Here is a 19,671-nt window from a genome sequence, read left to right on the forward strand (position 1 = left end):
GGATGCAGTAGGGTGGTTGGCGAGCCCACATGGAGAACCTCATGGCCGCCGACCTGTCTTTTTCCCTCAAGCAAGCTCGGCGCATGGCGCTGGCGGCCCAGGGATTTTCCGGGCGCCAGGCGCCCGTACTGATAAAAGCTGCTCACATCAACCGCGTGATCGAGCGCTTGGGCGTGTTGCAGATTGACTCGGTCAATGCGCTGGTGCGCTCTCATTACTTGCCGCTGTTTTCCCGCCTGGGCGGTTACTCGCCGTTGATGCTTGAACAGGCGGCCTGGAGCCAGGGCCGGCGGCGTTCGCTGTTTGAGTACTGGGGGCACGAGGCCTCGTTGCTGCCGATGGCGTTGTATCCCTTGATGCGTTGGCGTATGGAGCGGGCGCGGCAGGGACGGGGAATCTATTCGCAGATGGCGCGCTTCGGTCGTGAACAACAGGCCACGATCCAGCGCGTTTTGCAGACTGTCGAACAGCAGGGCGCGCTGGGCGCGGGCAGTTTGTCGACCCGCGAAGAGCGAGCCGGACCCTGGTGGGACTGGAGCGATGAAAAGCATGCGCTTGAATGGCTGTTCGCCGCCGGCCTGGTTACCGTTGCCGGCAGGCGTGGCTTCGAGCGGCTCTATGACTTGCCCGAGCGCGTCATCCCTGGCGATATCCTCCAGCAGGCGCCGTTGACCGAGGCCGAGGCCCAGCGTGGCCTGTTGCTGCACAGCGCCACCGCCTTAGGTGTAGGCACCGAAAAAGACCTGCGCGACTACTTCCGTCTTGACCCCGCCGACAGTCGCAGTCGCCTGGCGGAATTGGTCGAGGACGGGCAATTGCAGGTGTGCCAGGTGCAAGGCTGGAAGCAGGCAGCCTACTGCCTGCCCGAGCCCAAAATGCCACGCAAGGTGTCGGCCAGCGCACTGCTGTCGCCCTTCGACTCGCTGGTCTGGGAGCGCAGCCGCACCGAGCGCCTGTTCGATTTCCGCTACCGCCTGGAGATCTACACCCCGCAACACAAGCGGGTGTACGGCTACTACGTGCTGCCGTTTTTGCACAACGAGCGGATCGCTGCACGTATCGACCTGCGGGCCGAACGCGCCAACGGGCGCCTGGCCGTGCATGGGGTGCACGAAGAGGAGTCGGGGCTGGATGATGAGGGGATGCAGGCGCTGGCCCTGAACCTGCGGCAAATGGCCGACTGGCTGGGGCTGGAACATATCCAGCTCAATTGCCAGCGGCCGAGTGCCGACCGGTTGCGGGCTGCGATGATCAGCGTTTGACCTGCTTCAATGTCTCGGCAATCAGGAATGCCAACTCCAGCGACTGATCAGCGTTCATCCGCGGGTCGCAATGGGTGTGATAGCGGTCCGACAAGCCATCTTCGGTGATCGGCCGTGCGCCGCCGATGCACTCGGTGACGTTCTGCCCGGTCATTTCGATATGAATCCCGCCGGCATAGGTGCCCTCGGCCTGGTGCACCTGGAAGAACTCCTTGACCTCGCCGAGGATCTGCGCAAAGTCGCGGGTCTTGTAGCCGCTGCTGGCCTTGATGGTGTTGCCGTGCATCGGGTCGGAGCTCCACAGCACCTGCTTGCCTTCGCGCTGCACCGCGCGAATCAGCTTGGGCAGGTGGTCGCCGACTTTGCCTGCACCCATGCGCGCGATCAGGTTGAGGCGGCCGGGGTCGTTGTCGGGGTTGAGGATGTCGATCAGGCGGATCAGGTCGTCCGGGTTCATGCTCGGGCCGACCTTCACGCCGATCGGGTTGTTCACCCCGCGCAGGAATTCGACATGGGCGCCATCCAACTGACGGGTGCGGTCGCCGATCCACAGCATGTGGGCCGAGCAGTCGTAGTAGTCGTTGGTCAGGCTGTCGCGGCGCACGAAGGCTTGTTCGTAGTTGAGCAGCAGCGCTTCATGGGCGGTGAAGAAGCTGGTTTCGCGCAACTGCGGCGAGCTGTCCATGCCGCAGGCGCGCATGAAGGCCAGGGTTTCGTCGATGCGGTCGGCCAACTGGCTGTATTTTTCCGCCAGGGCGGAGTTGGCGATAAAGTCCAGGTTCCACTTGTGCACCTGGTGCAGGTCGGCAAAACCGCCCTGGGCAAAGGCGCGCAGCAGGTTGAGGGTGGCGGTGGACTGGTGGTAGGACTGCAGCAGGCGGTCCGGGTCCGGCACGCGGCTTTTTTCGTCGAAACCAATGCCGTTGACGATGTCGCCACGGTAGGCGGGCAGGGTGATGCCGTCGAGGGTCTCATCGTTGGCCGAGCGCGGCTTGGCGAACTGGCCGGCCATGCGCCCGACTTTCACCACCGGGCAGCCGGCGGCGAAGGTCATCACGATGGCCATCTGCAGCAACACCTTGAAGGTGTCGCGGATTTTTGCGGCGGAGAACTCGGCAAAGCTCTCGGCGCAGTCGCCACCTTGCAGCAGGAACGCGCGACCCTGGGTCACCTCGGCAAACTGACGGCGCAACTCGCGGGCTTCCCCGGCAAACACCAGCGGCGGATAGCTGGCCAGGCTCTGCTCCACTTGCAACAAGTGCGCAGCGTCCGGGTACTGGGGTTGTTGCTGGATTGGCAGGGCGCGCCAGCTGTCGGGGCTCCAGGGTTGGCTCATCATGAACTCGATTGGGTGGTTGACGGTCGGGCGCCAATGTTATCAGCAATTAGTGCGTGACCTGTTGCCGCCGGTTGGCCGACAATCGCGCCTTTGCCGTGGGGTAGACCCTTTAGGAGTAGTGATGAGCGAGGAGCGTGTCGAGCGCCTGCTGGCCGAAGTCCATGATGATTTCGGCATGATTCGTGTACTCGAGGTGGCCGATTACCGGTTTCTCGAGTTTGGCGACGCCATCGAGCAAAGCTGCGTGTTCACCGCTGACCCGAGCTGGCTGGAATACGACTACACCCGCGCGATGCTGATCGGCGCGTTGTGCCATGAGCAGCCGGAGAGCGCACTGTTCCTCGGCCTGGGAGCTGGCACCTTGACCCAGGCGTGCCTCAAGTTCCTGCCGCTGGAGGATGTCGAAGCCATCGAGCTGCGCCCCGATGTGCCGCGCCTGGCCATCGAATACCTGGGGCTGGATGATGATCCGCGCCTGTATATCCGCATCGGCGACGCCTTGGAATTGTTGGAGAGCGCTGAATCGGCGGACCTGATTTTCGTCGACCTCTACACGGATGTCGGTCCCGGCGTCGGACACCTGGCCTGGACCTTCCTGGAAAACTGCCAGAAGAAACTCAACCCCGGCGGTTGGCTGGTGATCAACCAGTGGGCGACCGATGATGGCAAACCTTTGGGCGCGGCGTTGCTGCGTGGTTTGTACCACCGGCATTATTGGGAACTGCCGGTGAAGGAGGGCAATGTGATCCTGTTGGTGCCTTCGGAGCTGGACCAGGCGCTGGATCTGGATGCGCTTTCTACTCGGGCTGAGTTGTTGGCGCCGCGTCTGGGTTATTCGTTGCAGCCGTTGATCAAGGCGATTCGTCCTGCTACATAAGCTAGATGCCCTTGAACACCCCCGGCCGCTTCTCGACCATCGCCCGCACGCCTTCCTTGGCATCCTCGCTGTTCAGCAATTTATCCACCATCGGCGGCAGCGCGGCGGCGGCAACGGTTTCGCCTTCCATGTGTGCCAGGCGGGCCGACATCAAGGTGGCCTGGACGCCAAGCGGGGCCTGGCGCGCGATGCGGCTGGCGAGTTCGATGGCGCGGGGCAGCAGGTCTTCACTGGCCATGACTTCCTGCACCAGGCCCAGGCGCAGGGCTTCATGGGCGTCGAATTCATCGCCGGTGAGCAGCCAGCGCATGGCGTTGCCCCAGCCGGCGATCTGATGAAAGCGCAATGTCGCGCCTCCAAACGGAAAAATCCCACGTTGCACTTCCATCTGCGCAAAGCGGGTATTGCTCGCGCACAGGTTGATATCCGCCGCGAGCATCAACTCGATACCGATGGTCAGGCAATAGCCCTGGGCCGCGACGATCACCGGCTTGCTGACCCTGGGGCCGGCGAAAACGCCCCAGGGATCGCAACCGCCCAGGGGCGGTTGCCAGCCTCCAGCCATCACAGCGCTGACATTGGCCAGGTCCAGGCCCGCGGTGAAGTGGTCGCCGTGGGCAAATACTACGGCCACCCGTGCTTCGTCATTTCGATCAAATTCGCCATAAGCCAGGCTCAGTTCATTGAGCAAGTCCAGGTCAAAGGCGTTGCGCTTGGCGACCCGATCCAGGCCCAACAGCAGGACATGGCCCTGGAGTTCACGGCTGACGCGGCTGCTGCTGGCTTGATTCATCGGGTGTTCCCTCGGGCGCAATGAAGGGTTTCAGACCAAAGGGTCTCGATGCAAGGTGAACCGTTTAAGCGTTATGACCAGCAGGGCCGGGCCTTTGAAAAATAGACCCTGCCGCGCTTATCTGCAAAGACTGTGATGCAGCGCGGTTTATCGGCGCCTGGCGATAAAAAAAGCTCCCTTTTTCAGGTATTTCCGGTATAGTGCGCGCCGGCCTTTAACCGGGCCGCGTTTAGGTAGCGCAATTCCCCGAAGTCAGCTTCGGCTGCACGTCCGCACAGCGGACTCTCCCTTGACGAATCTTTTTCATTCATTCGTTTTCGCAAATCCCCGCCGACAAAGCAGCCAGGGCGACTCTTGAGTCTCAACACGGCATGCGCAGCTTTGGAGCATGGGTCTTTGCGGATGCACTTAGAGGCAGACCCATGACCCAGGAAACCGGCGGCTTCGCCGCTTTTAATCTTAACCCGAACATTCTCGCTGCCGTCATCGCGACCGGCTACGAAGAACCTTCGGCGATTCAGCAGCAATCGATCCCGATCATCATGGCCGGCCAGGACATGATTGGCCAGGCGCAAACCGGTACCGGTAAAACCGCCGCGTTCGCCCTGCCTATCCTACACTGCATCGATCCTGCCAAGCGCGAACCGCAAGCCCTGATCCTGGCGCCAACGCGTGAGTTGGCGCTGCAAGTAGCAACCGCTTTCGAAACCTACGCCAAGCAAATGCCAGGCGTTACCGTTGTTGCCGTCTATGGCGGCGCGCCGATGGGCCCGCAACTGAAAGCCATCCGTAATGGCGCTCAGATTGTTGTTGCCACCCCGGGCCGTCTGTGCGACCACCTGCGTCGCGACGAGAAAGTCCTGTCGACCGTGAACCACCTGGTTCTGGACGAAGCTGACGAAATGTTGAAGCTGGGCTTCATGGATGACCTGGAAGTCATCTTCAAGGCACTGCCTCCGACCCGTCAGACCGTCCTGTTCTCGGCTACCCTGCCACAGTCGATCCGTGCCATTGCCGAACGCCATCTGCGCGATCCGCAACACGTGAAGATCCAGACCAAGACTCAGACCGTTACCGCGATCGAACAGGCTCACCTGTTGGTTCACGCTGACCAGAAGACCTCGGCTGTATTGAGCCTGCTGGAAGTCGAAGACTTCGACGCCCTGATCATGTTCGTGCGTACCAAGCAAGCGACCCTGGACCTGGCCAGTGCCCTGGAAGCCAAAGGCTACAAAGCCGCTGCGCTGAACGGTGACATCGCCCAGAACCAACGTGAGCGCGTGATCGACTCCCTCAAGGATGGCCGCCTGGACATCGTTGTGGCGACCGACGTAGCGGCTCGTGGTCTCGACGTGCCGCGTATCACCCACGTGTTCAACGTTGACATGCCTTACGATCCGGAATCCTACGTTCACCGTATCGGCCGTACCGGCCGTGCCGGTCGCGAAGGTCGTGCACTGCTGCTGGTGACGCCACGTGAGCGCCGCATGCTGCAAGTGATCGAGCGTGTAACCGGTCAGAAAGTCGCCGAAGTCCGCCTGCCGGATGCCCAGGCTGTTCTCGATGCCCGCATCAAGAAACTGACCAACAGCCTGTCGCCGCTGGTGGCTGACGCTGAATCGACCCACGGCGACCTGCTGGACCGCCTGACCGCCGATATCGGTTGCACCCCGCGTGCCCTGGCTGCAGCCCTGCTGCGCAAGGCTACCAACGGTCAGGCCCTGACCCTGGCAGCCATCGAGAAAGAGCGCCCACTGGTGCCGAACAACGCGCCACGCGGTGATCGTCCAGAGCGTACCGGCGACCGTCCGGACCGTGGTGATCGCGAGCGTCGCGCTCCGGTTCCATTGGCTGAAGGCCGTGCTCGTTGCCGTACCGCGCTGGGCGCACGTGATGGTATCGCTGCCAAGAACCTGCTGGGCGCTATCCTCAACGAGGGTGGCCTGGCACGTGAAGCCATCGGTCGCATCCAGGTCCGTGACAGCTTCTCCCTGGTGGAGCTGCCGGAAGACGGTCTGGAAAAACTGCTGACCAAGCTGAAAGACACCCGCGTTGCCGGCAAGCAATTGAAGCTGCGTCGCTACCGCGAAGATTGATCCGCCCTTGGGCTGATTGATCGCACATAAAAAATCCCCGACTGGTTCGGGGATTTTTTTTGTCCGCTGTTAACCGAAGCGGTAGATGTCCATACCCAGCGCGCCCATGGTGAACCCCTGGTGTGCAACGCTGAAGTCACCCCCTGCGCCCCGCGCAAAGTACAGCGGCAACAAATGTTCATCGCTGGGATGATTGCGCACGGCGTGGGGCGCCTGGCGACGGTAATCATGCAAGGCCGCCTCGTCGTTGGCGGCGAGTGTCTCCACCATCCAGTCACGGAAGTCGCGTGCCCAAGGCTCGATACTCTCAGGTCCGGCCTGCCAGTTCAGCTCGCCCAGGTTATGGGTGATGCTGCCGGAGCCGATCAACAGTACGCCCTGTTCGCGCAAGCTGGCCAAGGCATGCCCGACGCGGGTTTGCAGGGCAGGGCCCATGTGACTTGGCAAGGAGACTTGCACCACTGGAATATCCGCTGCCGGGTACATCAGCGAGAGCGGCACCCAGGTGCCATGGTCAAAAGGGCGGCGCTCATCGATCCGCGCATTCAAGCCGTCGGCATGAAGCAGTTCGACAATTTCGTTGGCCAATTGCAAGTCGCCCGGTGCCGGGTACTGCACGGCGAACAGCTCCCGGGGGAAACCGCCGAAGTCGTGCCAGGTCTCGGGCGCAGCACTGCCGCTGACCAGCAGTTCCTGACTTTCCCAATGTGCCGACACCACCACAATTGCCTTCGGCCGCGGCAGTTCAGCGGCCAGGCGCTGCAGGGCGGGGCCGCTGGCGCCGGGTTGCAGGGCAAGCATGGGCGATCCGTGGGAGATAAACAGGCTGGGCAACATAAGGAAGGTCCTGAGGTTTAACATGGGCCCATCTTCAATCAGATCATTGATCTAAATCTAATATAAGTTTTAGCGCTTTTTGATCGAATTTTCGGAGGTGATTCCATGGAGCCCAAATTCTGGCAGGAGCGCTGGGCGCGCAATCAGATTGGCTTTCACCTGCCCGAGGTCAATCCTTACCTGCTGCGGTATTGGCCTGCGCTGGGCCTTGCCCAGGGCGCCAAGGTGCTGGTGCCGCTGTGTGGTAAAAGCCTGGACCTGATGTGGCTGGCCAGCAACGGCTATCACGTATTCGGCGTTGAACTGTCGGAGCAGGCGGTAGAAGCCTTTTTCAGCGAGCAGAACCTGACGCCGCGCATCACTCGGCACGGCGTGTTCAAGGTGTACCAGGCTGATTTGATCGAAATATGGTGCGGCGATTTCTTTGCCTTGGACGCCGGGGCACTGGCTGACTGCACTGCGCTCTACGACCGTGCCGCACTGATCGCCCTGCCGCCGCTGATGCGCGCGCAGTACGCCGAGCAGTTGAACAGCCTGTTGCGGCCAGGCTGCCAGGGAATACTGATCACCCTGGACTACGACCAGACGCAAAAAGCCGGCCCGCCCTTTGCGGTGCCGGATGATGAGGTGAAGGTGCTGCTGGGTTTGCAGTGGAGCCTGGAGGTGCTCGAAGCCCAGGATATCCTGGGTGAGAGCTGGAAGTTCGTGCAGGACGGTGTCACGTGTCTTGAAGAGCGCGTTTATCGGCTCACCAAGGGGTAAAACCCGCGCGCAAAAAAGGGGCGATCCAATCGCCCCTTTTGCATTACCGGGTATCAGCCCCGACGACGCAGCGCGTCGATACGCTCTTCCAGCGGCGGGTGGCTCATGAACATGCGAGCCAGGCCCTGCTTGACACCACCGTTGATGCCAAAGGCGGTCAGGCTGTCGGGCATATGCACCGGCAGGCCCTGTTCGGAGCGCAGGCGCTGCAGCGCACTGATCATTGCACTGGTGCCAGCCAGGCGCGCGCCGGCTTCGTCTGCACGGAACTCTCGTTTGCGCGAGAACCACATCACAATCGCGCTGGCCAGGAAGCCCAGTACCACTTCGGCAAAGATGGTCGCTACGAAGTAGGCGATTCCGCGGCCGCCTTCGTTCTTGAAGATCACCTTGTCGACAAAGTTGCCGATGATCCGCGCAAAGAACATCACGAAGGTGTTCACCACGCCCTGCACCAGCGCAAGGGTAATCATGTCGCCGTTGGCTACGTGGCCGATCTCGTGCGCGAGGACCGCCTTCACCTCATCGGGTGAAAAGCGCTCGAGCAGCCCTTGGCTGACCGCCACGAGGGCGTCGTTCTTGTTCCAGCCCGTCGCAAAGGCGTTGGCCTCGTAAGCAGGGAAAATCCCGACCTCGGGCATTTTTATACCTGCTTCTTGAGACAACTGCTCCACGGTCTGCATCAGCCATTGTTCATGGCGGGTGCGTGGTTGAGTGATGATCTGGGTGCTGGTGCTCATCTTCGCCATCCACTTGGAGATGAACAGCGAGAACAGCGAACCGGCAAAACCAAAGACCGCACAGAAAATCAGCAGCTGATTGAGGTTCAGATCAACCCCGTTGGCCGCCATGAACCCGTTGAAGCCGAAAAGGCTCAGGGTGATGCTGGCAATCAGCACGACCGCCAGGTTGGTGGCCAAGAACAGCAGGATGCGCATCATGGTTGTAGAGTTCTCCTCATGCTTAATATGTCGCGTACTGCGGGGTATATAAGGTGCGGCTTGGGGTGATTCAACCGAGCGACTATTTCAAACTGTGTCCTACAGCCTGAATGTAGAGCCTTGAAGGGATTTTCCGATGACGAATGTTATCCGTGAAAAGCTATTTTTTGCCTTGCGGCCCCGTAACCACAGGGGCTTGTGGATGTAGAAACGCAAATGCAGTACGGGGAAAGTGCACAGCCAGAGAAGTGTTGCCAGATAATCGCTGTACGACCGAATGCCGGTCGTACAGCGCCACGTCGGTTACTGGCGATAGGACTTGAGGAAATTGCCGATACGGCCAATGGCCATGTCCAGGTCATCCACGCGGGGCAGGGTCACCACTCGGAAGTGATCCGGCCACGGCCAGTTGAACGCCGTGCCCTGGACCACCAGCAGCTTTTCCGAGAGCAGCAGGTCGAGCACGAATTTCTCGTCGTTGAGGATCGGGCAGACCTTCGGGTCGATCCTCGGGAAGGCGTACAGCGCGCCCATGGGCTTGACGCAGCTCACGCCCGGGATTGCATTGAGCAGCTCCCAGGTACGGTTGCGCTGTTCCAGCAGGCGGCCCTGGGGCAGGATCAGGTCATTGATGCTCTGGTAGCCGCCGAGGGCGGTCTGGATTGCGTGCTGGCTCGGCACGTTGGCGCACAGGCGCATGTTGGCCAGCATGTCGATGCCTTCGATGTAGCTCTGGGCATTGTGCTTGGGCCCGGAAATCGCGATCCAGCCGGAGCGGAAGCCCGCCACGCGGTAGGACTTGGAGAGGCCGTTGAAGGTCAGGCACAGCAGGTCCGGCGCCAGGGAACCGGTGCAGATATGCACCGCATCGTCGTAGAGGATCTTGTCGTAGATCTCGTCGGAGAACACCACCAGGTTGTGCTGGCGTGCCAGCTCGAGCATGCCCAGCAGCACTTCCCTGGAGTACACCGCACCGGTGGGGTTGTTCGGGTTGATGATCACCAGGGCCTTGGTGTTCGGCGTGATCTTGGCCTTGATGTCGGCCAGGTCCGGGAACCAGTCGGCGCCCTCGTCGCACAGGTAATGCACCGGGTGGCCGCCGGCCAGTGTCACGGCGGCGGTCCACAGTGGGTAGTCCGGTGCTGGCACCAGCACTTCGTCGCCGTTGTTGAGCAGGGCCTGCATGGACATCACGATCAGCTCGGACACACCATTACCCAGGTAGATGTCTTCGATGCCGACGCCTTCGACCTGCTTCTGCTGGTAGTACTGCATCACGGCCTTGCGCGCGCTGAACAGGCCCTTGGAGTCGCTGTAGCCCTGGGCGGTGGGCAGGTTGCGGATCACATCCTGGAGGATTTCATCCGGCGCTTCGAAACCAAAGGGCGCCGGGTTGCCGATGTTCAGCTTGAGGATGCGATGGCCTTCCTCTTCCAGGCGCTTGGCGTGCTTGAGCACCGGGCCGCGAATGTCGTAGCAGACGTTGGCGAGCTTGTTCGATTTGCTGACCTGCATGGCGATGTGATCCTGAAAATGAACGATCCAGACGGTGTGGGCACTACCGTACTGTGAATGCTGCAAGGCCCGCACCCATAAATACGTTTGAATGCCGGTAGCGCGGGTGCCAGACTGGCGTTTTGAAGAGGCGCAATCATACGTGCCGCCTGATCCGTGGAAAAGATACAGATCAGGCTTTTTCAGTTGCCGAGGTGTACCGATGGAAAAGTTGCAGAAAACCGTTGAAGAATGGAAGGCAATGCTCGATCCGGAGCAGTACAACGTGTGCCGCCTCAAAGGCACCGAGCGTCCTTTCAGCGGTAAGTACAATGAGACCCGGACCGATGGCGTGTATCACTGTATCTGCTGCAATGCGCCACTGTTCGATTCGACCACCAAGTTTGACTCCGGCTGCGGCTGGCCGAGTTTCTACGCGCCGATCGCCGACAGTGCAATGATCGAGATCCGTGACGTCAGCCACGGCATGATCCGCACCGAAGTCACCTGCGCCAAATGCGATGCGCATCTGGGCCATGTGTTCCCGGACGGTCCGCCGCCGACGGGGCTGCGGTATTGCATCAACTCGGTGTGCCTGGAGCTTGTACCCCGTTAACTCGACTGACGGCGGGCGCCTGTAGGAGCGAGCTTGCTCGCGAAAGTCGTCAACGATTACACGGGCATTCTGGTTCAGCCCGGTGTCCTTGAGTTTTTCGCGAGCAAGCTCGCTCCTACAGAGTGTTGATGAGGTGTCATCAGTGTGGTCAATTAAATTGCACGCAATTGAATTGCCTACTATGTTTCATCCTCTTTCTTCCTTATCGAGGCACTGCCATGAGCAACAACCTGCTGAGCATCCCTTGCACCACCATCAAGGGTGAGCAAAAGACCTTGGCCGATTTCGCCGGCAAGGCCGTCCTCGTGGTCAACACCGCCAGCAAATGCGGCTTCACCCCGCAGTACAAGGGCCTGGAGCAACTCTGGCAGCAGTACAAGGACCAGGGCCTGGTGGTATTGGGCTTTCCTTGCAACCAGTTCGGCAAGCAGGAGCCCGGTGATGAAGGTGCGATTTCCGAATTCTGCGAGCTGAACTTCGGTGTCAGCTTCCCGTTGTTCAAGAAGATCGACGTCAATGGCAGCGATGCCCATCCACTGTTCGTGCAACTGAAAAAACAGGCGCCGGGGCTGCTGGGGTCCAAGGGCATCAAGTGGAACTTCACCAAGTTCCTCATCGGCCGCGACGGCCAGGTGGTCAAGCGCTTCGGTCCTGCCACCAAGCCGCAGGACTTGACCCAAGAGATCGAAGCCTTGCTCAAATGACCGACTTGCCCAGTGTGTCCCTGGCCCTGGACAACCAGCTGTGTTTCAAGCTCTACGCTGCGTCACGCGCTGTCACCCGTGCCTATAAGCCGATGCTCGACCAGTTGGGTCTGACCTACCCGCAATATGTGGTGATGCTGGTGTTGTGGGAGTGGCACGCCACGCCTGCGCTGCAGCCGACGGTCAAGGCCCTGGGGGAGCGCCTGATGCTCGACTCAGGCACGCTGACGCCGCTGCTCAAGCGCCTTGAACAGCTTGAGTTAGTGACGCGTCGGCGCAGTGCCAGGGATGAGCGTGAAGTGCACTTGAGCCTGACCGAGGCCGGTGTGCAACTGCGGGACCAGGCCCATGGCCTGAAGACCCGCCTGTTGTGTGATCGCGGCATCGACCTGAATCAAGCCGATGCCTTGCGCGATGGTCTCGACCAGTTGCTTGTGCAACTTAAAGACTTGTCGTCCCAGGCACCCACAAGTCCAGCAGGGCATTGAGTTCTTCGCGGCGGAACGGCTTGGCCAGGTAATCATTCATCCCCGCCGCACGGCAGCGCTCGCGCTCTTCGGACAGGGCATTGGCGGTCAACGCGACAATCGGCAGGTCCGGCCAGCGTCCGCTGCGCCGAATCTGCCGGCTGGCCTCATAGCCATCCATCACCGGCATGTTGCAGTCCATCAGCACCATATCGAAGCGCTGTTCTTCAAGAAACTTGAGCGCTTCGCCACCGTGGGCGGCCACGATCACTTCGCAGCCCAGTTTGCTGAGCATGCCCTTGGCCACCAGTTGGTTGACCGGGTTGTCCTCCACCAGCAGGATGCGCGCCCGATGTGCGAGCGGTGCGGCATCCACTTGGACGGGGTCAAGCACCAGGTGCGCGTCGGTGCGTAAGTTGCGTTGCAGGATCTGGTACAGCGCGTTGCGGCTCAAGGGGCGTGCCTGTTGGTGCAACGGCGCCAGTGCCGCCACTTCTTCGCTGGGCATGAAGTTGCCATAGGCGGTCACCAGCAGGATGGGCGCGGTAATGCCCGGCCGTATGCGGAACAGGCATTCCGGGCAGTCGGTAATCAGCAGGTCGGGGGTTTGCCCGCTCAAATCGTCATCCATGGTGAAACAACGCAGGGAAAGTCCCCAGCAGGGCAGCAGGGTCGTGAGCAACTCTGTCAGGCCGCTGCCGGCGTTGGTGATGGCGATGACCTCGCCTTTGAGAGGCGCTGGCTGCACTGCGGGCAAATGGGCGGGCAGTGGCAGGTCTGCGCAGAACTGGCTGCCAAAGCCCACTTCCGAGCTGATACTCAAGCGCCCCTTCATCGCTTCGCACAGGTTGTGCGTCAGTGCCAGGCCCAGGCCCGTCCCGCCATACTGGCGAGTGATGCCGGCGCCGGCCTGGGTGAACGGTTGGAAGATTTTCACCTGCGCTTCCTGCGCAATACCGATGCCGGTATCGCAGACTTCAATGCGTACGCCGCCGTCGTGGGTACCCAGGCGCACATCAACCCGACCAAAGCGGGTGAACTTCAAGGCGTTGGAGAGCAAGTTGCTGACAATCTGCCGCACACGGGTCGGGTCACCGAGCACCTGGGCCGGGAACTGCGAGTCGATCAGGCAGCTCAGCTCCACGCTCGGTGCGGCGTTCTGCGATAACAGGTTGGCGGTGTCTTCCACCAGCGCGCCGAGGTCGAAGGGGATGCGCTCCAGCTCCAACTGGCCGGCGTCGAACTTGGACAGGTCGAGAATATCGTTGAGCAGTTCCACCAGCACTTTGCCGGAGTCATGGGCGATAGACAGTTGCTGGCGTTGTTCGGCGTTCAACGGGCTGTCCAGCGACAGTGCGATCATGCCCAGCAGGCCGTTGAGCGGGGTGCGGATTTCGTGGCTCATGTTCGCCAGGAAGGCCGCCCGGGCCTGGGCCATGCCCAATGCATGCATCTTGGCGGCTTCCAGCTCATCGTTGGACTGGGTCAGCCGCTGGTTGCTGGCCTTGAGTTCAAGGGTGCGCGCGGACACGATATGTTCCAGTTGCCCCAGGTATTCGGTCAGCCGATCCTCGGCGTGGCGGCGCTGCTGGATTTCGGTTTCCATGTTTTCGAATTGCTGGTTGGCGACGTCCACCAGCACGCCGATTTCATCGTGCTCATGCCCTGGCGGGCAGTCCAGGCGTGCCTGCTTGCGGGTACTCAGCTCACGAATAATGCGCACCAGCGGTTGGGTCAGCATGACGTAGAACAGGCCCAGCAGAATCCCGGTCAGCAGCAGGCTACGCGCGAACCCGTTGAGCAGGGTGATCTCGGCGCGGCGCAGGAACCGGCTGCCAAAGGCGTAGGTGTCGACGTCCAGGCGCAGTACGCCAAGTGACTCGTTGGGCATGTGGCTCAGGAACAGTTGGTCTTCGAACTGGCGGTTGGCGCCAAACATGAAGTCACTGATAGGCCGGTAGGTGCTTTCCTTGCGTGGCCGGTCGACATCGGCCAGCACCACGCCGTTGTTGTCGATCAACTGCGCGCGAATGATGGCGGGGGAGTGCAGCAGGCCCAGGGTCAGTTCCTGGGCCAGTTCGGCATCGATGTTGTAGGCGATACGTGACGCGGGGTTATGGCTGATTTCGATCAGCGAACGTATTTCGCGGTTGATGGATGCGTCTTCGCTGGCATAATCAATGCCGATTTGGATCAGGCTGAGCAAGGTTCCCAAGACGAAACCGACCAGCACCGTCAATCTGGCTTGTTTATAAGACAAGCGGTGGGCGAACTTGATATCCATTGAGTGTTGAACCACTTCACGTTTCCCTTCGCCCGGCAAGCATAGCTGAACATCCACACGCCCAGGCCTGCCCGGCATGAAACGTTTTTTACGCAGCCCCAAGCGGTCTGTCGCAGGGTTGCCAATACGCCATCTTTTGCAAGAACTTGCCAGAGGAATAATCGTGGATTCTCGATTGAGTGCCTTTCTGGAGCGAGCCGATGCCGTGCTCGCCCGCCTGGAACCCTTGTTGCCCGCGCCGCGCCAAACCATCGACTGGAACCAGTGCCTGGCCGCCCGCTGGCAGCGTGAGGGCCGCAGTGGCTTCCTGTTGCCGCTGGACGTGAGCCTGGACATGCGCTTGTCCGACCTGATCGGCGTGGACAAGCAACGTGAAACCCTGGCGCGCAACACCCAGCAGTTCCTGGATGGCCTGCCTGCCAACCATGCGTTGCTGTGGGGGTCGCGGGGCACCGGTAAATCGTCCATGGTGCGCGCTTTGCTCGCTCAACACGCCAAGGCCGGTCTGCGCCTGATCGAAATCGAGCGTGACCACTTGGCCGACCTGCCGCGGGTGGTCGAGCAACTGCTCAAGTTGCCGCAACGTTTCATCCTGTTCTGCGACGACTTGTCGTTCGAAGCCGGCGAAGGCGACTATCGGGTGCTCAAGAGCGTGCTGGATGGCTCCCTGGAACAGGCCCCTGAAAACGTGCTGCTGTATGCCACGTCCAACCGCCGCCACCTGGTGCCGGAAAACCAGAGCGACAACGATAACTGGAAGCGCGTGGACGGTGAGTTGCACCCGAGCGAGGCGGTGGAAGACAAGATTGCCTTGTCCGACCGCTTTGGCTTGTGGCTGTCGTTCTACCCGTTCACCCAGGAACATTTCCTGGACGTGGTCGAGCACTGGATCGGCGAGCTGGCGAACAAGGCGGGTTTGCAGTGGCAGCGTGATGAGGACCTCGACATTCTCGCCGTGCGCTGGGCCACCGGGCGCGGCAACCGCAACGGTCGTTGCGCGTATCAATTCGCCCGTTACTGGGTGGGTCTCAAATTGCTGGAGCGTCAACCATGATCGATTTACAACAGGCCGGCACCGGCCTCGGTGGCTATGCCTTGCTGAGTGCCCAGCTGGAGTCGCTGCTGGCCGATGAGCGTGATTTCATCGCCAACAGCGCCCAGTTTTCGGCTTTCCTGTTCAGCCAGCTGGATGACCTGAACTGGGCGGGCTTTTACCTCAACCGCAATGAAGAGCTGGTGCTCGGCCCGTTCCAGGGGCAGATCGCCTGTGTGCGTATTCCGTTCGGCCGTGGGGTGTGCGGCGCGGCCGCGGCCTCGCGGCAAACCCAGCGAGTAGACGATGTGCACGCGTTCCCCGGGCATATCGCCTGTGACAGCGCGTCCAACAGCGAACTGGTGGTGCCACTGGTCAAGGACGGCACATTGATTGGTGTCCTTGACCTCGATAGCCCGTCGTTGGCCCGCTTTACCCCCCAGGATCAGGCCGGTATCGAACAGCTGGCGGCGATTTTCCTGCGTTTGACCGACTGCTGATCGAAATAGGGGCGCAGCCCCGCCCCTTATCGGCCATCCAGTTCGTCAAGCCGCACTTGCAGCATCCTCTCCAACTCCAGCATCAGCTTCTCCAGGGATTTCACCCCCGCTTCGATCAGGGGCCGATCATCGCCCCGGGCACAGGCCTGTTCGACGGCTTCGCATTGCGAGGCCAGCGCAGAGGCTTGAACGATGCGCGCGGCCCCCTTGATCTTGTGAGCCTGTTCGATGATCTCTTCGGGCAAGGCCTGCGCAGCGATCAGTGCAACCAACTCCTGGCGATCCTGGCGACTGCTGCTCAGCAACTCCTCCAGCAAGAGACGGCTCATGTGTGGATCGCCACCGGTAAGGGCCTCGAAGTTGCCGATGTCCAGGGTCATGCCGCTGGGTTGAGGACTGATCTTCGCCAGTTGCAGCTCCAGCGCCGTAAGGTTGATGGGTTTGAACAGGCAGTCATTCATGCCCGCCTGCGCACAACGTTGTTTCTCTTCGGGCTGGGCATTGGCGGTAAAACCCAGTACCACGCAAGGCGTCAGTTGTTCGCGCTCCTCGTATTCGCGGATCGAACGACTCAGTTCGTAGCCATTCATGATCGGCATGTTGCAATCGGCGATCACCAGGTCAAAGTGCTCCTGGCGCCAGGCCTGGAAGCCGGAGGCGCCGTTCCGGGCGGCGGTGTACTGATGGCCCAGGTAGCCGAGCTGCTGGCACATCAACAGGCGATTCGCCGGATGATCGTCCACCACCAGCACATTGAGCACCGGCACGTTCGAGGTCTCGGCGGGCTTGGGTTCTTCGGCCACCTGCAGCGCCTGCAGGCGATTCATCTTCAGGCTCACATGCACCTGGGTGCCCACCATGGGCACGCTGCTCAGGCTCAGTTGCCCGCCCATCATCGCGCACAGGCTGCGACAGATCACCAGCCCGAGGCCCGCACCGCTCCTGGCCAGCTGTCCTGAGTTGTCCGCCTGGGCAAAGGGTTCGAACAGGCGCATCTGGTCGTCCCGGCTGATACCGATGCCGGTGTCCTCCACCACCAGTTTCATCTCGACCTGCTGCGGCAGTTCGGTGGCCGATACTTCCACCTTGATCTTTACCTGGCCACGTTCGGTGAACTTGATGGCGTTGCTGATCAGGTTGGACAGCACCTGCTTGAAGCGCAGCGGGTCGATCAGCACTTCGGTGTGTTCCAGATCAGGCGTGAACTCCAGCAACAGGCTAAGGGTCTTCTGGCGTGCCAGGCCGTCGAAGACACGCACCACCGACTCGATCACCTCCCTCAGGTTGACGCGTTCCGGTGCCAGGCTGAGGCGACCGGATTCAATCCGCGCGATGTCCAGGATGTCGCCGATAAGCTCCAGCAGATCCTTGGCCGAGTTGTAGGCGACTTCGATGGCCGGGCGGTCGAGGTGGCCCTGGTCCGCCCGCTTGAGGGTCAGCTCGAGCATGCCGATCACCGCGTTCATCGGTGTGCGGATTTCGTGGCTCATGGTGGCGAGGAACGTGCTCTTGGCCCGATTGGCTTCGTCGGCTCGCTCCTTGGCGGTGCGGAGTTCGTCGAACAACTGGCGTCGCTCACTGATATCGATCCAGCCACCGATGATGCCCTGGACTTCACCGACGGAGTCGCGGTACGGCAGGATCCAGTGGTAGATCGTCAGTTTTTTTCCGCGAATATGCAGGGTGCGGTCCAGGATCAACGGGTTGCCCTCGGCCACCACGCGCTGATAGTCGGCATGGTATTGCGCCGCCTCGACTGCGAGGGCTGTGCTGATCTGGACCGCGCTTTTACCTATCACGTCCTCGCGCTTGACGTCGAACGCCTGCAGGTAACTGTCGTTGCAGGTCTGCAGCAGCCCCTTGTTGTCACGCACGTAGATCGGGTGTGGGGTTTCATTGACCAGGGCGCGCATGAACTCGAACTGATCATTGAGGGCGCGCTCGGCCATTTTGCGGTGCTTGATCTGGCGGCGCATGTACGCGTTCCAGCTCAGGGAAATCAGCAGCAGCAGGCCGGTCCCGATGACGATGCGCGCAATCAGTTGGTGATAGTCGCGCCAGTAACTGTCCGAGGCCGCGGTATAACCGCGCCAACGACTGTTGATCACGCCGAGTTCGTCCGGGGCGATGCTGAGCAACGCCTTGTCGAGAATCGAGCTGAGTTCGGTGGCGCTGCGGGATGTCGCCAGCCCGAAGGTGGCCGGCATCGTGCCAATGCTGAAGCTGATTTGGATCTTGTCCTGGAGTATCTGCGAGGACAGGAAGTAATTGGCGACCACCAGGGTATTCACCGCGCCCTCTACATGGCCTTGTACCAGCAGTTCGGCTGACTTGAACGTGTCGCCGGTATCTACCAGCTGAATCTTTGGGAAGTGCTCACGCAGGAATTTTTTCAGCGGACTGCCCTGCGTGATCGCCAGACGCTTGCCCTCCATTTCCTCCAGGCCCGTAGGGGCCTGGCCGTTCTTGCGTGTCAGCATCACGTAGGAGTTTTCCAGGTAGGGACGACTGAAGTTCAGTTGGGCTTCTCGCTCGACGCTGGGGATGATTGCGCCGACGATGTCCGCTTTGCCGCTCTCTACATGCTCGATCATGGTGTTCACATCACGCCCGCGCTGGATCTCGAAGCGCAGCCCGGTGCGTAGGCGAATCAGTTCCAGCAGGTCGGCGGTAATGCCGCGAAAATTGCCATCGGCGTCGAAGAAGGTCAGCGGCGCAAAGGTAGGGTTCACGATCACTTTGACGACCGGGTTCTCCCTCAGCCAACGTTCTTCGCGAAGGGTCAGTTGCAGCTTTTGGTCGGTCAGGAGGATGTCGCTGCCGGCACTCCAGCGTTTGGCAATGGTTTCCCGTTCGGCAGCGGGCACGGCCCTCAGGACGGCGTCGACGATGCTCAACAGCGTCTGCTGTTCCTGGGGCATGGCAAAGCTGAATCCATAGGCTTCATGTTTGCCGAAGTTCGCCATGCGAATGTTTTTCAGGTAACCCTTGTTGATCATGTAGTGGGTGGAAATGGTATCGCCGAGAAAGACGTCTGCCTGGTCGAAGGCCACTGCATTCAAGGCGTTTTGATAAGAAGGGTAGGCACGGATGATTGCCTTGGGGTAGAGCCTTTCCACTTCGTGCAGTGGCAGATAGTGATAGACCAGTGCCAGGCGCATGCCGGCCAGCCCATCAGCCAGGCTGCGGGTTTCGCCTTCGCGGGTCACCAGCACTGGCCGGTCCACGGCGTACGGCTCCGACAGGGTCAGGTTGGGATTTGCCGCTTCAAAGCTGTTGGAGGAACCCAGTAAATCGATTTCACCCGCTTCGAGGGCATGAATGGCGGCCTCTCGGGAGGGGTAGCGCAACACTTTTACCGGCACGTCCAGCGCCATTGCCAGCAAGCCGGCGTAGTCGGCGGTGAGTCCCTCATAGTCACGCCCGCTGGAGGTGAGGTCAAAAGGCGGGTAGTCAGGAAACGCCGCGCCCAGTACCAGTTCGCGTTTGTTCTGGAGCCATTGGCGCTGGGCCTTGTTCAGGTAGGGTTCCAGCTGCACGGAGCTCGCACGACTCAAAAGGTTGAAATGCTCCGGGCTCGCTGGAGGGGTGGCAGGCACGGCGGTGCTGAAGCACAAACCGGCACTCAATATAATCAAATAGTCCTTTATACGCCTGGGCATCCTG

General features: G+C 60.9%; 16 protein-coding genes. 9 read left to right on the plus strand and 7 right to left on the minus strand.

Translation table 11 applies throughout. The features are described 5' to 3' along the window. Window positions 1–41: 41 nt before the first annotated feature. Window positions 42–1,262 carry a winged helix-turn-helix domain-containing protein gene (locus F6S08_RS09660; RefSeq protein ID WP_315871336.1) on the plus strand — a complete coding sequence of 407 codons (1,221 nt, stop codon included), beginning with the start codon at window positions 42–44 and terminating at the stop codon, window positions 1,260–1,262. Here the strand turns inward: F6S08_RS09660 and F6S08_RS09665 are convergent. After that, on the minus strand, window positions 1,252–2,598 hold the full coding sequence (locus F6S08_RS09665; protein ID WP_027606994.1) for a class II 3-deoxy-7-phosphoheptulonate synthase: 1,347 nt from the start codon (window positions 2,596–2,598) through the stop codon (window positions 1,252–1,254). The two genes, F6S08_RS09660 and F6S08_RS09665, sit on opposite strands and share 11 nt — an antisense overlap. Window positions 2,599–2,722: 124 nt before the next feature. Here F6S08_RS09665 and F6S08_RS09670 point away from each other — a divergent pair, with 124 nt between their 5' ends. Then, window positions 2,723–3,478, plus strand: a complete 756-nt coding sequence (locus F6S08_RS09670; protein ID WP_065939972.1) for a spermidine synthase — start codon at window positions 2,723–2,725, stop codon at window positions 3,476–3,478. Between the two features lies 1 nt (window position 3,479). On the opposite strand, the gene F6S08_RS09675 is transcribed toward F6S08_RS09670, so the two are convergent. After that, the gene (locus F6S08_RS09675; protein WP_065924442.1) at window positions 3,480–4,271 is read right to left on the minus strand and encodes a crotonase/enoyl-CoA hydratase family protein; all 792 of its coding nucleotides are present in this window, start codon (window positions 4,269–4,271) and stop codon (window positions 3,480–3,482) included. Window positions 4,272–4,693: 422 nt separating this feature from the next. Here F6S08_RS09675 and F6S08_RS09680 point away from each other — a divergent pair, with 422 nt between their 5' ends. Further along, the gene (locus tag F6S08_RS09680) at window positions 4,694–6,367 is read left to right on the plus strand and encodes a DEAD/DEAH box helicase (RefSeq protein ID WP_027606997.1); all 1,674 of its coding nucleotides are present in this window, start codon (window positions 4,694–4,696) and stop codon (window positions 6,365–6,367) included. Between the two features lie 69 nt (window positions 6,368–6,436). Here F6S08_RS09680 and F6S08_RS09685 read toward each other — a convergent pair whose 3' ends face one another. Next, a complete protein-coding gene (locus F6S08_RS09685; protein WP_065924443.1) occupies window positions 6,437–7,204 on the minus strand; it encodes a DODA-type extradiol aromatic ring-opening family dioxygenase in 768 nt (255 codons plus the stop codon). A gap of 105 nt (window positions 7,205–7,309) precedes the next feature. Here F6S08_RS09685 and F6S08_RS09690 point away from each other — a divergent pair, with 105 nt between their 5' ends. Further along, on the plus strand, window positions 7,310–7,966 hold the full coding sequence (locus F6S08_RS09690; RefSeq protein WP_065924444.1) for a thiopurine S-methyltransferase: 657 nt from the start codon (window positions 7,310–7,312) through the stop codon (window positions 7,964–7,966). A 53-nt stretch (window positions 7,967–8,019) separates the two neighbouring features. Here F6S08_RS09690 and htpX read toward each other — a convergent pair whose 3' ends face one another. Together htpX and F6S08_RS09700 are read right to left on the minus strand one after the other, a co-directional pair. After that, a complete protein-coding gene (gene htpX, locus F6S08_RS09695; RefSeq protein WP_027607000.1) occupies window positions 8,020–8,907 on the minus strand; it encodes a protease HtpX in 888 nt (295 codons plus the stop codon). A gap of 303 nt (window positions 8,908–9,210) precedes the next feature. Further along, window positions 9,211–10,422 (minus strand): pyridoxal phosphate-dependent aminotransferase, encoded by a 1,212-nt coding sequence (locus F6S08_RS09700; RefSeq protein WP_065924445.1) that lies wholly within the window; start codon window positions 10,420–10,422, stop codon window positions 9,211–9,213. A 202-nt stretch (window positions 10,423–10,624) separates the two neighbouring features. Between F6S08_RS09700 and msrB the strand changes: the two genes are divergently transcribed. From msrB to F6S08_RS09715, 3 genes are all read left to right on the plus strand, one after another. After that, window positions 10,625–11,017 carry a peptide-methionine (R)-S-oxide reductase MsrB gene (msrB, locus tag F6S08_RS09705; RefSeq protein WP_065924446.1) on the plus strand — a complete coding sequence of 131 codons (393 nt, stop codon included), beginning with the start codon at window positions 10,625–10,627 and terminating at the stop codon, window positions 11,015–11,017. Window positions 11,018–11,235: 218 nt separating this feature from the next. Next, a complete protein-coding gene (locus F6S08_RS09710; protein WP_027607003.1) occupies window positions 11,236–11,721 on the plus strand; it encodes a glutathione peroxidase in 486 nt (161 codons plus the stop codon). After that, window positions 11,718–12,209 carry a MarR family winged helix-turn-helix transcriptional regulator gene (locus F6S08_RS09715; RefSeq protein WP_065947252.1) on the plus strand — a complete coding sequence of 164 codons (492 nt, stop codon included), beginning with the start codon at window positions 11,718–11,720 and terminating at the stop codon, window positions 12,207–12,209. The genes F6S08_RS09710 and F6S08_RS09715 overlap by 4 nt, the downstream gene beginning before the upstream one ends. On the opposite strand, the gene F6S08_RS09720 is transcribed toward F6S08_RS09715, so the two are convergent. Then, window positions 12,163–14,472 carry a response regulator gene (locus F6S08_RS09720; protein WP_315871337.1) on the minus strand — a complete coding sequence of 770 codons (2,310 nt, stop codon included), beginning with the start codon at window positions 14,470–14,472 and terminating at the stop codon, window positions 12,163–12,165. The two genes, F6S08_RS09715 and F6S08_RS09720, sit on opposite strands and share 47 nt — an antisense overlap. 163 nt (window positions 14,473–14,635) lie before the next feature. Here F6S08_RS09720 and F6S08_RS09725 point away from each other — a divergent pair, with 163 nt between their 5' ends. Beyond that, the gene (locus F6S08_RS09725; protein WP_027607006.1) at window positions 14,636–15,526 is read left to right on the plus strand and encodes an ATP-binding protein; all 891 of its coding nucleotides are present in this window, start codon (window positions 14,636–14,638) and stop codon (window positions 15,524–15,526) included. Then, window positions 15,523–16,005, plus strand: coding sequence for a GAF domain-containing protein (locus F6S08_RS09730; protein ID WP_065924449.1), 483 nt, complete (start codon window positions 15,523–15,525; stop codon window positions 16,003–16,005). Before F6S08_RS09725 ends, F6S08_RS09730 begins: the two co-directional genes overlap by 4 nt. Before the next feature lie 26 nt (window positions 16,006–16,031). Here the strand turns inward: F6S08_RS09730 and F6S08_RS09735 are convergent, their stop codons facing one another. Next, a complete protein-coding gene (locus F6S08_RS09735; protein WP_315871338.1) occupies window positions 16,032–19,667 on the minus strand; it encodes a transporter substrate-binding domain-containing protein in 3,636 nt (1,211 codons plus the stop codon). Between the last annotated feature and the right edge of the window lie 4 nt (window positions 19,668–19,671).

Origin of the sequence: Pseudomonas sp. JV449 (genome assembly GCF_032424295.1) — a bacterium.
Classification (GTDB): Bacteria; Pseudomonadota; Gammaproteobacteria; order Pseudomonadales; family Pseudomonadaceae; genus Aquipseudomonas; species Aquipseudomonas marginalis.

Excerpts from the sequence above, each read along its gene's own strand:
- F6S08_RS09670 (WP_065939972.1), top strand. The coding sequence starts at position 2,723 with ATGAGCGAGGAGCGTGTCGAGCGCCTGCTGGCCGAAGTCCATGATGAT.
- F6S08_RS09720 (WP_315871337.1), bottom strand. The coding sequence starts at position 14,472 with ATGGATATCAAGTTCGCCCACCGCTTGTCTTATAAACAAGCCAGATTG.
- F6S08_RS09710 (WP_027607003.1), top strand. The coding sequence starts at position 11,236 with ATGAGCAACAACCTGCTGAGCATCCCTTGCACCACCATCAAGGGTGAG.
- F6S08_RS09665 (WP_027606994.1), bottom strand. The coding sequence starts at position 2,598 with ATGAGCCAACCCTGGAGCCCCGACAGCTGGCGCGCCCTGCCAATCCAG.
- htpX (WP_027607000.1), bottom strand. The coding sequence starts at position 8,907 with ATGATGCGCATCCTGCTGTTCTTGGCCACCAACCTGGCGGTCGTGCTG.
- F6S08_RS09730 (WP_065924449.1), top strand. The coding sequence starts at position 15,523 with ATGATCGATTTACAACAGGCCGGCACCGGCCTCGGTGGCTATGCCTTG.
- F6S08_RS09660 (WP_315871336.1), top strand. The coding sequence starts at position 42 with ATGGCCGCCGACCTGTCTTTTTCCCTCAAGCAAGCTCGGCGCATGGCG.
- F6S08_RS09700 (WP_065924445.1), bottom strand. The coding sequence starts at position 10,422 with ATGCAGGTCAGCAAATCGAACAAGCTCGCCAACGTCTGCTACGACATT.
- F6S08_RS09685 (WP_065924443.1), bottom strand. The coding sequence starts at position 7,204 with ATGTTGCCCAGCCTGTTTATCTCCCACGGATCGCCCATGCTTGCCCTG.
- F6S08_RS09690 (WP_065924444.1), top strand. The coding sequence starts at position 7,310 with ATGGAGCCCAAATTCTGGCAGGAGCGCTGGGCGCGCAATCAGATTGGC.
- F6S08_RS09680 (WP_027606997.1), top strand. The coding sequence starts at position 4,694 with ATGACCCAGGAAACCGGCGGCTTCGCCGCTTTTAATCTTAACCCGAAC.
- F6S08_RS09715 (WP_065947252.1), top strand. The coding sequence starts at position 11,718 with ATGACCGACTTGCCCAGTGTGTCCCTGGCCCTGGACAACCAGCTGTGT.
- F6S08_RS09735 (WP_315871338.1), bottom strand. The coding sequence starts at position 19,667 with ATGCCCAGGCGTATAAAGGACTATTTGATTATATTGAGTGCCGGTTTG.
- F6S08_RS09675 (WP_065924442.1), bottom strand. The coding sequence starts at position 4,271 with ATGAATCAAGCCAGCAGCAGCCGCGTCAGCCGTGAACTCCAGGGCCAT.
- msrB (WP_065924446.1), top strand. The coding sequence starts at position 10,625 with ATGGAAAAGTTGCAGAAAACCGTTGAAGAATGGAAGGCAATGCTCGAT.